The 14,679-nt window shown below is 50.7% G+C and carries 11 protein-coding genes; all 11 read left to right on the top strand.

The features are described from left to right. Positions 1–576: phage tail protein (locus tag LKK83_RS15410; RefSeq protein ID WP_442957320.1), on the top strand; the 576-nt coding region annotated here is incomplete at its 5' end. A gap of 12 nt (positions 577–588) precedes the next feature. After that, positions 589–1,296 (top strand): hypothetical protein, encoded by a 708-nt coding sequence (locus LKK83_RS15405; RefSeq protein WP_324632094.1) that lies wholly within the window; start codon positions 589–591, stop codon positions 1,294–1,296. A 74-nt stretch (positions 1,297–1,370) separates the two neighbouring features. Continuing rightward, entirely contained in the window at positions 1,371–1,850 is a 480-nt protein-coding gene (locus LKK83_RS15400; protein ID WP_324632093.1) for a CIS tube protein, read from the top strand. A gap of 206 nt (positions 1,851–2,056) precedes the next feature. After that, positions 2,057–4,213: a VgrG-related protein gene (locus LKK83_RS15395; RefSeq protein ID WP_324632092.1), complete on the top strand. Its 2,157-nt coding sequence runs from the start codon at positions 2,057–2,059 to the stop codon at positions 4,211–4,213. A gap of 124 nt (positions 4,214–4,337) precedes the next feature. Continuing rightward, a complete protein-coding gene (locus LKK83_RS15390) occupies positions 4,338–4,631 on the top strand; it encodes a PAAR domain-containing protein (RefSeq protein ID WP_324632091.1) in 294 nt (97 codons plus the stop codon). 290 nt (positions 4,632–4,921) lie between these two features. Next, positions 4,922–5,338, top strand: coding sequence for a GPW/gp25 family protein (locus LKK83_RS15385; RefSeq protein ID WP_324632090.1), 417 nt, complete (start codon positions 4,922–4,924; stop codon positions 5,336–5,338). 53 nt (positions 5,339–5,391) lie between these two features. Next, positions 5,392–7,611, top strand: a complete 2,220-nt coding sequence (locus tag LKK83_RS15380) for a putative baseplate assembly protein (protein ID WP_324632089.1) — start codon at positions 5,392–5,394, stop codon at positions 7,609–7,611. A gap of 130 nt (positions 7,612–7,741) precedes the next feature. Next, complete coding sequence (locus LKK83_RS15375) at positions 7,742–8,791, top strand: phage tail protein (RefSeq protein ID WP_324632088.1); 1,050 nt, start codon at positions 7,742–7,744, stop codon at positions 8,789–8,791. A 76-nt stretch (positions 8,792–8,867) separates the two neighbouring features. Beyond that, positions 8,868–10,280 (top strand): hypothetical protein, encoded by a 1,413-nt coding sequence (locus tag LKK83_RS15370; protein ID WP_324632087.1) that lies wholly within the window; start codon positions 8,868–8,870, stop codon positions 10,278–10,280. Positions 10,281–10,338: 58 nt separating this feature from the next. Then, positions 10,339–12,252, top strand: coding sequence for a cache domain-containing protein (locus tag LKK83_RS15365; protein ID WP_324632086.1), 1,914 nt, complete (start codon positions 10,339–10,341; stop codon positions 12,250–12,252). 17 nt (positions 12,253–12,269) lie between these two features. Beyond that, positions 12,270–14,501: a hypothetical protein gene (locus tag LKK83_RS15360; RefSeq protein ID WP_324632085.1), complete on the top strand. Its 2,232-nt coding sequence runs from the start codon at positions 12,270–12,272 to the stop codon at positions 14,499–14,501. Positions 14,502–14,679 lie beyond the last annotated feature (178 nt).

Below are 14,679 nucleotides of genomic sequence, written 5' to 3'. Positions count from 1 at the left end.
CCGATGGCGAAAAGTAATTCTACTCAGACACATGGCCTCAACTATATTACGGCCAATCGATTTTATGTAGAAATGGAGCAAAGCAGTGCGATTAGTGCCTGTTTTACGGAATGTTCGGGGTTGAGCGTTAAAGTCAACTACGACACCTATTTTGAAGGAGGGGTGAACCATCAGCAGCGAATTATTTTAGGAAACGCGCAATTTTCGGAAGTGACCCTGAAACGGGGGTTGACGAACGATGCGGAATTTTGGGCCTGGGCGTCGCGGATGCTGACGCAATTGGATGGGAAGCAAGAGAGTCCGCATCGGCGCAATATCAATATTTTGCTGTTCAACCAAGCGGGGGAAACGATACAATGCTGGACGTTAATTGGGGCGGTACCCGTGGGGTGGACTGCGCCACCGTTACAAGCGGATGCGGCGACAGTGGCGATTGAAGAATTAGTGCTGGCATTTGAAGGATTGAAAGTGGTAGTGAATGAGAATGGAAGTAGTGGAAAGGCGATGGGCGGAGGTGCGACAATTCATAGCAACGGGCGGGCAAAAGATTCTGGTGGATTCTTTCTGAGCAGTTAAGTCAGGGTGATTATGGCAGGATATTGTGGACATCAAAACGGCGATCGCATGTCTCGGGAACCCCTGGGACTGAAAAACCCCTTATTGCAGACAACTGGGGGAATAAAACCACAGTTTCTCGAACCGTTGGGGGCAAATTCTATAACGACGTTTGACCTAGAGGCGATAGTGGATTTAATGCCAGAATCGTCAGGGGAGGATGAGGAGAATCAAGACAGCGCTGGAGAGAGAGCAGCACACAGAGAATTTCCCTTGCTGTCACAACCGCCAGAGGGATTAGGGCAAAAAGAGATAGTCGGGCAAAGGGAATTTGTGGGAGAAAGGGCGATGAGGAATTTGCAAGCATTGCCCGTCGCGATCGCCCAGTCAGAGGGGGTAAGGAAGCCGAGAGAACCTGCGATCGCCTCTTCAGTAAGCATCTTTCCCCAATCCCTATCCCGAAATTCTGTAACGGAATGGGAATTTACCCCCTTTGGGTTGCAACCGATTCAACCAGACCGTGAAGTTAATCCAACCATTCCCCAGTCAGTTGTTCCCAGTTATGACAGTAGTGACCCGAGAACCCGAGAAGTGACGATTACCGCCCCGGGATATGGTACCGAGAAAAAAGAGGCGGACAATATCGAAGTGATTGCCCAAAAAGTCCACAAACTGATTAAAGAGCGATTAGAAGTGGAACGAGAGCGATCGGGACGCTACGGACGGCGTTTGTCCTGGTAAGTCTATCTCCCTTGTAGCAGAAAAAAGCATCAGCAAACGGTAAACGAAGTAAAATTCATGCGGTGAGGATACTTATGCCAACCCAAGGAAATAGCGTTGCATCTGGAAAGCTAGAAAAAGCCAAACTGATATCCGACGAAAGCGAAACCATTGAATTTATGTTCAATCCTACCGAACTGACGTTTGACTATTCAGTGAACGTTAATTCCGAAGCAGGGGCGCGCACCACTTCTGGTTTGCCGAAAGTCAGCTTTGCCTATCGAGACCCCTGCACCTTAAGCATCAGCAACATTATTTTTGACACCTACGAAGCAGGAACCAGCGTTCTCGACTATATCAACAAGCTGAAAAAAGCGGTACAGTTTTCCAGCAAAGGGAAAAGTGCAGAAAAGCGACCCCCTTTCTATATTTTCGCTTGGGGACAGCAACAATATATTCGCTGTTTTGTCACCCGATTGAGCTATCGGTTAACGCGATTTTTATCCGATGGAACTCCAGTGCAAGCGCGCGTGGATTTAACTTTAACCGAGATTGATAAATCTACGGGTAAATAAGTGGAGGAGGTACGTTTTCTAAATCTGTAATTCCCGCGCAGGCGGGAATCCAGATATCACTCAACCCTGTAGAAAAGCGCGATAACTGATAAGCAAGGGGAAAAATGATTGGACGACAGTAGAAATTATATTCCGAAGCGTTTATACCGGAGAATATTCCCAAAAAATAGGAAACGAATATAGTGATTTGAATGGGATAAATAATTATGGCTACACGTTATATTGCCCAACCGATTGTCAAGATAAAAGGGAAAAACATATCGGATGATTTAGTTGACGATTTAGTGGAAATCGCGGTAGAGGAGAGCATTCATCAACCCGGGATGTTTGAGTTAAAAATCAATAACGATTATTTTCCTGGGAGTGGAGACCCTTGGCGACACGAGAAACTGTTTGAAATCGGGCAGTCTGTAGAAATTGGCTTTAGTGCTAGTACAACCCAAGCGGAGGAGTTTTCCGAAGAGAATAAAGAGCCAAGTTTGTTTGTGGGGGAGATTACCAGTATTGAGAGCAATTTCAACGAGCGATCGCAAGCCACAATGATAATTCGCGGGTATGACGTCTCCCACCGACTGCACCGAGGGCGACACAATCGGTCTTTCCAGAATGCCAGCGACAGCGACATCGTGAAAAAAATTGCATCCGAAGTAGGAATTTCCACAGATAGCGTAGATTCCAGTGGCGCGGCGCATGATTACGTATTTCAAGAAAACCAAACCAACATGGAATTTTTGCGGGAACGCGCGGCGAGAAATGGGTTTGAACTGTTCGTCCAAGATGGTAAATTAAACTTCCGCAAACCGAAAGCGGGAGACACCTTAAACTTACAATGGTTAGAAGACATCCGCACCTTCCGAGTGCGAGTCAGCAGTTCCGAACAAGTAGCATCCGTGGAAGTACGCGGGTGGGATTACAAGCAAAAAAAAGCGATTGTTTCCACTAAAAACTCCCCGCAATTATTGACCTCCAACCAATATCAATCCGGGACAAAAACCAGTTCTGCATTTAACGGCAAACCCTCATCGCCGAAAACCATTGTCGTGGATAGGCCCGTATTTAGTAGCGCCGAAGCGGATAAAATTGCCCAAGGACTGTGCGACGAAATTGGCGGAGAATTCGTCCAAGCGGATGCCACTGCAGATGGAGATCCAAAAATTCGCGTCGGGAAGCGGGTGAAACTCTCAGAGATGGGGAAATACAGCGGGAATTATTATATCACCGAAACCCGACATCTGTACCAAGATGGAGTTTACAGTACCGAATTTAGCGTTAGAGGATTGCGCGGGGAGGATGTGTTCAATAGTGTTGCGCCGGAAAAGGGTCTCGAACCCGGACAAACTTTTTTAGTTGGAATTGTCTCTAAAAATGAAGACCCGGATGGGTTAGGGCGAGTGCGAGTGAAGTTTCCCACCTTAACCGAAGAACACGAGAGTAATTGGGCGAGAGTGGTGGCGATCGGGGCGGGTTCCGCGCGCGGATTTGACTGTTTGCCCGAAGTAAATGACGAAGTGCTAGTTGCATTTGAACATGGGGATATTCATCGCCCTTACGTACTCGGCGGGGTATGGAATGGGAAAGATAAAACCCCCGAAAAAGTTGCCGATTCTGTGGTTAGTGGAAAAGTGCGCCTGCGAACTTTTAAAACGCGGGTCGGACATCAATTGCAATTTGTGGAAGAAGATAAAAGCAGCAGCAAACAAGGGGTTTATCTAGAAACGGCTAAAGGGAAAAAACACAAACTGCACATGAACGATACCGACGAAAATATCGAGTTAAAAACCAGTGGCGCGCATTATTTGCAGCTTGACGATAAAAAGAAGAAAGTAGAATTACAAACCACTGGCGGACATCAGTGTTTGATGGACGATAGCGGGAGTAAGAAAATAGATGTGGTGTCTAAAGGAGATATGAATGTCAAAACGGGAGGTTCCGGGCGCAGTCGAAAAATGAACGTCAATGCGGGGGAAATTCACCTGACGGGAACGACCAAAATTGTGTTAAAAGTCGGTCCGAGTAGTATTGAAATCTCGAATCAAGCGATTAAAATGACCAGTCCCAAGGTGCAAGTAACCGGACAAACGGGGGTGGAGATTAAATCCCCGGCGAAAATTGCACTACAGGCGGGGATGAATGTGGACGTGAAGGCGGGAATGCAGGTGGGACTCAAAGCAGGGGCGTCGATGAGCGCGCAAGCTGGGGGGACATTGAGTTTGCAAGCTGGCGGTTCGTTAAGTTCTCAAGCGGCGGGGTCGCTGAGCATGACTTCTGGGGCGGCGATGAGCATGACCTCTGGGGCGGCATATCAAGTCAGTGCCGGTGCCAGTGCGGGCATTTTAGCGCCGATAATCCGATTGAATTGTTAGGGTGTGGGCGCAATAATATCGCCCCGGGCAATTGCGACTAATGGCTAATGTTGCATTCTTCTAGGGGGATGCAGAATCGAAGGGTAATTGTTCGATCGCCCAACCCGAAACAGGAGGAAAAAGCATGTTACCCATAGCGGTATTAGGAGATGTGGCCGGCGGGAGTCCCATAGTTGGTCCGGGGGCACCCACGGTGTTAGTGATGGGGCGTCCGGTAGCTTGTTTGGGAGATGTGGTAGCCGGCGCACCAATGGCAACTGGCGCATTGGTCATGCCTTGTTCGGTGACAGTGTTGGCAATGGGGCGTCCCGTGGCTCATTCCCTAACAATGGCCGTTGGCGTCAGTGCCTCCATCCCACCCGTACCCTTGTCATTACCGGTGGTGGGAACCGGGGTCTCGGTGTTGGTTGCTCCATAAAGTATTACATCTAGTGTGCATAATCAAGAGAGACGGGGATTTTAATCCCCGCCTCATAGCTACAGTGCGCTGAAGACGACTGGGAAGTAATGGCAAGCATTACATCAATTTCGCCGAGGATTTCCCCAGGGCGGTGGGTGTTGCCTGTCTGTCGATGTTGCAATTAAGAGATAAAAAGCAGGGGGTTGGGAAGGGAAGCGCGATCGCCAATTTGGAACCCTCGACTTTCGTCGAATACTCGGTATCGGGGGAGTTTAGTAAACTAGCCGTGATGCACAGGGAACCGATCCATGCCCGAGGATTACAATACTCGTCAGTACCGCGATTACCTGGGAACCGGGTGGGCATTCCCCTTGCGGGTGAACGTCCAAGGCAACCTGCAACTGAGTTCCGACGTTCGTAATGTCGAAGAGTCGATTCGGATTATCCTGAACACCAAACTTGGGGAACGAGTGTATCGCCCGGATTTTGGGTCTCGCCTATCCGAGCTGACCTTTGCGCCAATGAACACCCAAACCCTATTAATGATTCGGGTGTATGTGGAGGAAGCGCTGGAACTGTGGGAACCGCGAATCATCCTCGATGCGGTGTACACCGAACCGGATCCGATAAAAGGACGGGTCAACATTATTATCGAGTACCACCTCAAAGAGAACTACGATTCTCGCAGTATGGTTTATCCGTTTTATTTGATGCCATCTACTTAGAAAGAGGGCATTGCGGCGGGTAAATATTTGAGGGATAAGTTAATTTAACAGCAATGGAATTTAATTTTTTACCGAAATTACCAAAATCCGATTTAGACGATCGCAGCTTTCAGGATTTAGTAGACGAATGTCGGTTGCGAATTCCGCGCTACTGTCCCGAGTGGACCAATTATAATCCCAGCGATCCGGGCATGACCCTGGTAGAACTATTTGCCTGGATGACCGAGCAAATGCTGATGCGGTTCAATCAAGTGCCGCGTCGCAACTACGTCACCTTTCTCGAACTGCTCGGCGTCCGGTTAAGAGCGCCAGCGCCGGCGCAAACCGACGTCACCTTTTACTTGAGTGCCAGCTTGCCGGAGAATTATACCATACCGGCGGGAACCGAGGTAGCCACAGTTCGCACGGAAACCGAAGAAGCGATCGTGTTCAGTACCAATACTGCGGCAACGATCGCCCATCCGAGGGTTCGACATTTGCTCACCGCCGGGACCTCCGAAGACGAACCACAGATATTGCGCGATCGCTTCATTGGGTTGTGGACGATGGAACGAGACGGAAGCTGGCACGGACCGGAACTGGGATTTTTCGACGATCGCCCGCAACCGGGGAACTGCTTTTATCTCGTCTTCGATGGAGAAGAACCCATCGAAGGCAACGCGATCGCCCTCAACCTGAAAGGAGAATCCGCCACCTCCACGGGCATCAACCCCGACATGCCCCCCAGACAGTGGCAAGGGTGGAACGGACTCACCTGGGAACCCATACTCCTGCGCGAAAGCGACGACAAAACCCAGGGATTCAGCTATAGCCAATTAGTGCGCCAAGGCGGCGACCCCCTTTCCGGCGCAGACATCTTGCTGCACATGCCCAAAGTCTGGCCCGTCACCCACTTTTTCACCTACCGAGGGCGGTGGGTGCGCTGCGTCTATTCACCCCCCGCACCGAATCAACCCGGATATAGCAGTTCGCCGCGCATCGTCGGATTGAGTGCCCGGTCGATTGGCGCAACCGTCGGCGCATCGCAGAGTACCAGTATTCGCAATGAAATCTTGGGAGAAAGCGACGGCAACCCCGGGCAGAGCTTTCAACTGCAAGGAGTGCCCATCCTCCCTCGGGGAGAAGAGGAATATATTTTAGTCACCCCATCGGGAGGTTTACCACAACGGTGGCAAGAAGTCAATGATTTTGCCGACTCCGGGCCGGAAGATTTGCACTATACCCTAGATTCGATTACCGGGATCGTGCAGTTTGGGCCGCTGATTCGAGAACCCACCGAACTGAGCGCCCGCATTCGGTGGCGGGAGCGATCGCAGACCCGACCCCCGGAATCAGCCGCCCTCACCACCGCCCGGGATGGCAACGCCCTACAGCACGCCGCCCCCCCCGAATCGATGGAACGGCAACATGGAGCCGTACCCCCGCGCGGAGCCTCCATTCAGATGGTCGCCTATCGTACTGGCGGAGGCGTGAAAGGCAACGTGCAAGCCGGCACCATTGGCATCGTCAAATCTGCCGTCCCCTATGTGGCCCGAGTGGTCAATCATAAAGCGGCGCGCAATGGAGCCGATGGAGAATCTCTCGAGGAAGCGGCGATTCGCGTCCCGCGAATGCTGCGAACCCGCGATCGCGCCGTTACCGTAGAAGACTTTGAAGCCCTCGCCTTAGAAGCAGGAAGCGGCGCGATCTCCCGCAGTCTTTGTCTCTCCCCCACCCGCAAAGACCAAGCCGGCACCGTTCGCCTGCTGCTGGTTCCCAAACCCGATACCCAAAGCATCGAACGCGGTTACGGCATCGACCCGGCACAGTTGAGCCTCTCCCCTACCCTGATCGAGCGCGTCACCGCCTATCTCGACGAACGACGACTCCTCGGCGTGGAAGTACAATGTCGGCAACCGGAATATCTCGGCGTCGCCGTCCAAACCGAAGTCGCCTTGGAACCGGAATATCAAAACCCCACCGCCGCCGGACAGATTTTATTTTCCATGCAGGTGGCATTGTATCGGTTTCTCAATCCGATTACCGGCGGACCGACGGGCAACGGCTGGCCTTTCGGACGTCCCCTGTATCCCTCGGATATCGTCACCCTGCTGCAAAATACTCCCGGCGTCCTCTATTTAGGAGCGGTGCAGTTATTCGAACTGCGTCGGCAAAATAGCGGCTGGGTGAGAACCTTGCCCCGCGAACCCGTGATTAATCCCGGACCAGTGGGGTTGATCTGTTCCTGGCGCAATGACAGCTTGCGATCGGGTCACGTGATTAGCTTGATTTAAAGCCCCCACTGGCTACGCGATCGCCTGCTGGCTCTCTACCTCATCTCCCTTCCCCCATTCGCCGCCAATTGGCTCGCACCCCCGTTCCACAGGAAAACCGCGATCGCTCAACCTCCACCCCAACCCTCCCATGACTCAAGCCCGCGACCTACTACCCTTACGAGTGCAATTGGTGCCGATGCAACTGCCAGAGGCTCCCATTCAGCCCGTGGGACGGTTCGCCGAGGCATTCGATATCGTGGAAACCAGCGCGGTTCCCCTCTCCGGAACTCTCCCTTGTGGCTTGCTCCTCTACCCCGGAGAACCTAGCGAAATACTCGTCAAGCTGGAAAACATCGGCAGCCAAACCCTACAATTAAATGTGGGCGTCGAAGGCAATTTTCCCGCTAGTTGGTATCGCCTGCGAACCGAAGGCAACCAAATCCCCCCCGGGGGAAAAATTGAAGCCGTCCTTTATTTTCGCATCCCCCAAGCCTTCTTCGAACGCGAAGAATTCTTGCAAGCCGGTCAATCCCTGCTGTTGGATTATCAAGGACGAATTTACGTCTCTTTTCGCGCCGCAAATACCACCAGAACCCAAAACGAATCGGCGTCCTTTACCCTTTACATCCGACCCCGAAGTCTATATCTGGACTTTTTGCCCGAACTGTACCGGGAAGTGGATTTTATCGGACGGTTGCTGAAGGTTTTCGAGCAGAGTTTCGAACCGGCAGTGCAGGCATTAGATGCCCTGTGGGCCTATTTAGACCCCCTAACCGCACCTGAGGCATTGTTGCCATTTCTCGCCTATTGGGTGGGGTGGAAAATCGACCCGCGTTTGAGTCGAACCCGACAGCGGTATCTGATTCGCTACGCGATCGAATTATATCGCTGGCGCGGCACTCGTCGAGGATTGCGGTTTTATCTGTATTTGTACACCAATTTACCCCTAGACGAACATCTTCCCGAAGCGGAAAAACATATCAGCATTCAAGAAGTGTTTACCCAAGGGTTGGTAATGGGACAAAGTCGCTTAGGCGAAGATACGATTATTGGCGGCGGTCAACCCTATCATTTTATCGTCAAGTTGCGCCCCCCAACCGCCAATCAAATTGATGAAAGGTTGGTGCGACAAATTGTCGAACAAGAAAAGCCGGCATTTTGTACTTACGAGCTTTATATCGAACCGACGGGAGAATAAATGGAATTATGGCTAACTGGAAGTTGGCAGCAAGTCCCGGATTTTAACTGTTTATTGCTAGCAATGTAATTTTAACATGACTCTACCCTGGCCTCCTCCGAATGTCAAACCCTTAAATCGCTTACAGGTCGATGATGGATTGCTGATTAATGCCGATCGCTGGCGATTGGCCCACGAGTACCATCGTCAGCGGCAAAACGCTCATTTTCAATCCCTCAATCAACCGGGAATTGTCAGCGATATGGGGGTGCAAATCGTCGAACCCCCCGCCGAGGTCATCCCCAAATATCGCGACAATCGTTGGGTGCAGATTCAACCGGGCGTTGCTATCGATTTGTTTGGCAATGTGATTGTGATTCCCGAACCGATTGATTTTAGAATTAGTTCCGAGGTGGTGCATGAAGAAGCGCTAATGGTGTATTTGGTGGTCAGTTATGTAGACCCCGACCAACTGCAGCGCCAAACTACTACTAATGGGAATGGCGATGTGGTGACCGAAACCTTTCGGATTGACGAAAAAAATACCCCGCCTGCACCTTGGGAAGTGGAACTGTGCCGCATTTTTCTCGAACCCGGGGAAGTGCAGTTATCGCCGCCCGCCGATGTATTTTATCCGAGTTCCAATAATTTGGATTTGCGCTATCGGCCCCAAGCGCGATCGCGTCCACAAGGGTTGGTGCGCCTCGGTCAAATTACCCAAAATTCTGCCGAGGATGAGGTGGATTTTTCTCATCTATTTTATTTGTTACAATCGGTGGAGGCATTATATCCGCGTTTGCAAGGGTCGGAAGATATTGGCCAGTTTAGTTTGCGTTCTACAGAAGAACTGGAACAGTTAGTGACTTATGACCTGGTTTATCTGAAAAGTCAGCCCTCCCGTTCCCTTAACTCGGAGGAACGAGCCATATTAAAACAGTATGTAGAACGCGGGGGTGTGCTATTTGTCGAAGCGGAAATCCAGGGAAGCAAAGTGGAAGAATTGATTTCCTTGCAGTATCAGCTAATTGAAGCCCTGAATCGTCTGGCGAACGGAACAACTGTGGCAAAAGATGACCCAGAACGAGAGGAAAAGCTCGCCAATTTTGCCGAAATAACCGAATCATTGCAAACCGAACTTAAGGGCGTAAAAGAATCCCTAATCGAACAGATTGACGAATTATCTAAGGAGTTTCAAACCTTTGCCCGAGAACTCGGTCAACCTCTAGAAGACCTCGATCGCTTGAGTCGAACTCACCCCTTGCGAACCCAACCGTTTTTATTTGCAGCCCTTCCCCCGGTGAACGGACAATCGATTAAATTACTTGCAGGTGGTGGAATTATTGTAGTGCTGGGGAATCTATCTTCCGCATGGGGATTGGATGAAGAGCTGTCCCTGAGTAGAGAAACAATTCGCACCGCCCAAGAGATGGGGATTAATATCCTCAATTACGCGCGATCGCGTCGGCAAATGATGCAGTTAATGCAAGCCATTCCCGAGAGGGAATCTTAACCGGAAAGGCAGGAAACTGAGTAACAACTATGGCACTTAGGCAGCCTCAGGAGCAATTATGGTTTCCATCCGCAAAATCGTCCCTACCGTTATCGTCCTCCCAATCGTCGTCAGCGTCGGATTGACCGGGTGGCTGTCTTTTCGCAGCACTCAACAGTCGGTGAACGAATTGGTGACGCGCTTGGGTGAAGAAATCAGCGATCGCGTAGAAACGGAAGTCAAAAGTTACGTCACCGCCCCCCACCTTTTTCATCAAATGACCCTCGCCAGCGTGGGTGCGGGAGAATTGAATCTGGACAATTTCACCGAACTCCAACCCTATTTTTGGTATCACTCTACCATTACCGATTCCTGGGATTACATTTATTACGCTAACCAACAGGGAGACATTCTCGGGGTGCAAAATGACGCCAACTCGAAAAGCTTGCTCGTGATTAAAGACCCCACTACCGCACAGGTTCGAGAAACCTACGAATTGAACGATCGCGGCGACAGATTGGGGTTAATCAGTCAATCCCCATCGGATCCGCGAGTGCGACCCTGGTATCAAAAAGCGGTAGAAGTGGGCGAACCGACCTGGAGTTCCGTTTATTTCGACGTTTTTAACTCCGTGCTGACAATTACCGCCATCACCCCGGTGTACCAGAATGGGAATCAACTCCAGGGGGTGTTGGCGGTGGATATTTCTCTAACGCACCTGAGCGAATGGTTGCGCGAGTTAACCATTTCTCCTACCGCAGAAGTCTTTATTGTCGATCGCGCCGGGGAAATCGTCGCCACATCGGCGGCGGAAGACCCCTTTGTCATGGAAAATGACGAACCGCAGCGTCGAGCGGCGATCGCCAGTACGAATCCGATAATCCAAGCCACGGCCCAAGAGGTCATGGAACGGTTTAGCAGCTTTGAGGGGATAAACCGCGAAACCACGCTCAAATTCAATCTGGATGGCAAATCCCAGTTAGTGATAGTCAATCCGATTGAAGACGAGCGCCGATTGGATTGGTGGATCGTCGCCGTGGTACCGGAAGCGGATTTTATGGGGCCGGTACAAGCCCAAACCCGGGTGACGATTATCCTGCTGGCGATCGCTCTGGTGGTGGCCATCTTCCTGGGAATTGCGATCGCCCGCTGGCTCATCAGACCGATTCTGCGTCTGAGTGCGGCGGCGCAGGATATCGAAGCGGAACACTTCAAACCGGAAAATCTGGCCGACGTCACCCGACGCAATGACGAAGTGGGCCAACTCGCCCGCGTCTTTCAAGATATGGCCAGTCGCATCTACGCCCGCGAGCAAGGCATGAAACAACAATTGCAACAGCTCAAAAGCGAAAGCGACAAAGCCAAAAAAGCCATCATGCTTTCTCAACTCACCGAAAGCGATTACTTGCAAGAATTGCTCGTGCGCTCTCGCAAAGCCCGCAGTAAAGCCGATAAATACCAACATATCAATCTCGCAGACTTACTGCGAAAAGTTTCCTATTTTCAAAATTTTAGCGACGCCGAAATCCAAAAACTCATCGATTTAGGATATCGTAAAATCCTTTATCCCTTGGAATTTGTCTGTCGCGAAGACGAACCGGGCGATGCATTTTATATTATTTTAGAAGGCACAGTAGAAATCTATGTGGAAAAAATCGATAAATTCCTCACCAAACTGGGTTCTGGGGCATTTTTTGGCGAACTTTCTCTGTTGTTGGGAATCCCCCGAACTGCCACGGTTCGCACCTGCGAAGATACGGTGTTATTTGTGTTGGATAGAGAAGGGTTGCAAAAGCTGCTGAGAAATTATCAAGATATGGCAGAACAAATCGCCGAAGCTTTACACGAACATAAAGCTGAATTAGAATCGAGAAAAGAACTGCTACAGAAAATGGGACTGCTCGATGATGAGGACAGTTTCGATCGCAATCCCATGACTTGGATTAAAAATCGCATGGCGACCTTATTCGGATTGCAATCTACCCATAGTTAAAAGGCGGGGAAAATACAATGGCAACTGCGGTAATCAATACAATTGTCTCGCAAAAGGAACTTCATTTAACTCCCGGAGGAGAGCCGGCATCGTTGGAGGTGACGGTGGTGAATGGAAGCGATCGCTTTGCCAGTTTTGGGGTGGAACTCACCGCCGCCGGTGCAGCGGAAAATCGCAGTTCGGATTGGTACAGTATCTCCCCTACCGTTAGCAGCAAAAAACCCCCCGGGGATGTCACCTCATTTCGCATCTCCATCACCGACACGCCGGTGCCCGGTTTCGTGGGACTAATGAACGTCAGAGTGCGGGTGTTTTCCCTGGAACTCCCGGACGAAACCCGGGAAATCCTGCGCTTAATCGTCGAACAAGGAATCGGTAAAACCCCGTTACAGCTCGATTTACCCGTCCAGGACTTTCAGATTTATCCCGGCGATCGCGCCAGCATCCCGGTGCGCGTCTACAACCCGGGTCAACTGCTCACTTACGTTACCCTCACCCTCACCGGCATCGATGGCAGTTGGACCGAATCCACCCCGGAACGCCACCTGCAAGTGGCCCCGGGAAAACAAGCCGAAACGGTTTTTACCTGCCAACCCCCGTTTGGCATTCAAGCCCCCTCTCAACTCCACAATTTCGCGATCGTAGCCACTCATTCCAACGGTCCGGCCTCCCAAATCGAAGGTCGTCTGGAAGTCCTGCCAATGGGATTTCTCGACTTCAGTGCCACTCCCAAAACCCACCACATCCCCGAAAAATTCGCCTGGAAATTTTGGCGCTCCAACCCCATCACCTACACCCTCGAATTTAACAACGCCAGCAATTTATATCAAGAAATCGGCGTCGAAATTGGCGGCGAAGATAGGGGAAAATGCACCATAGAAATTACCCCCGAAACCGCACAAGTCGAACCCGAACAAGTCAGCCAACTCTTCTTAACTGCCGACAAAAAACGCCCCTGGTTCGGCAAAACCCAAAAACTGTTACTGGAAGTGGCAGCCTCCTGGTCCGCACGGCGAGTGGATACCCGCAACGACAAGCACAGCTTGCAACTGTCGGTTAAACCCATCACGCCCCTCTGGCTGCAAATTGTGGGAATTTTAGGCATCATTTATCTGGTCTGGTGGTTTTCCTGGCTCAATCCGCAAAACCCGATTTTCGGTCATCAAGATACGGTGAATTCCGTGCAATTTAATGGCATGGGAGAACGATTGGTCAGCGGGTCGAATGACCAACGACTCATCGAATGGAATGTAGCCGGCTTTTTTAATCCGCTCGCTAACCAAGAACTGCGGGAAATCAATTATCGCGGCAACCGCTATTTCCAATGGATAAACCAGCAAATTGCCAAACTGTTTCGTCCGCAAGAATCCGACGATAAAGCGGTGCGAGTGATTCGCTATCGCCCGGTGAATAACAATTTCGTGGTCACGGGGTTGGAAAATGGGGAAATTCTGGTTTGGGACTTGATTCAAAAAGGCGATCGCCCCCTGGCTTTATTTATCGCCGAAAAAGATGACCGGGTTTTTGCCTTGGAATTCACTCAAGATTCTCGGTTTTTATTTAGCGGTCATGGCAGTGGCAGGGTGCATCAGTGGGATGTGTTAAAATCTAACTTGACCGCCGGGAAAAATCGCAATTCCCTGCAACCCATGCCACCCATGCTCAGTCAACCCTTTGATTTTGCCATTTCGGCCTTAAAATTTGTCGGGCGAAACGATAGAAAATTGGCAGTGGTGGGACGATACAATAATTTTGTCGTCTGGGACTGGATCGAGGATAGCCAATTTGTCGTTCCCTATCGCGACGGCGGCAAAGAAAACTACATCACCAGCATCGATACGGCAGAATTTAACCCAGATTTAGTGGTCACGGCAGACAATCAAGGATATATTACCCTGTGGAATATGCAGCCTTGTTTGTCTGCAGGCGGTGAGTGCGAAATCCGAGAAGTTTGGAACGACGGACATCAAGGCGAACCAGTGCGATCGGTGGCATTTAGTGCCGATGGTTGCTATCTGGTCAGTGGCGGCGACGACGGGCGCGTGATGCTCTGGCCTTTGCGCCCCAATGGCACCCGGTTGGTAGAACACAGTAAGGAAATTTACTCATTAAACAACCGCAGTTTTAACAGTACGGATATCAAAGTTTTGGAAGAAAAGATTCTAATCGCTGGGGGAACTGATGACAGTCAGGAAGTCAGACTAAAATCGGAGAAAAGACTCGAAACGTTAGGCTGCGATGCCCGCTAACATTGCAAGATTGAGCGATAAAACCCTGGTGCGTACAGGGGTGCATTCCAGCAACGAAAAATTCCGCTTTTGCGTTGCCGAAGTTCAGGAGAGGAGAGAAAAGAAGTCAGGGACTCCGTAGAAACCAACCCCATGTCTAAAGCCAGGGGCTTGTACTTCTAACCACCTGACCAGCCTA

This window comes from Phormidium sp. CCY1219, from assembly GCF_035615515.1.
Lineage (GTDB): Bacteria > Cyanobacteriota > Cyanobacteriia > Cyanobacteriales > Laspinemataceae > CCY1219.
The sequence above is the reverse complement of the archived record's forward strand: the minus strand, read 5'-3'. Positions and strand labels throughout refer to the sequence as shown.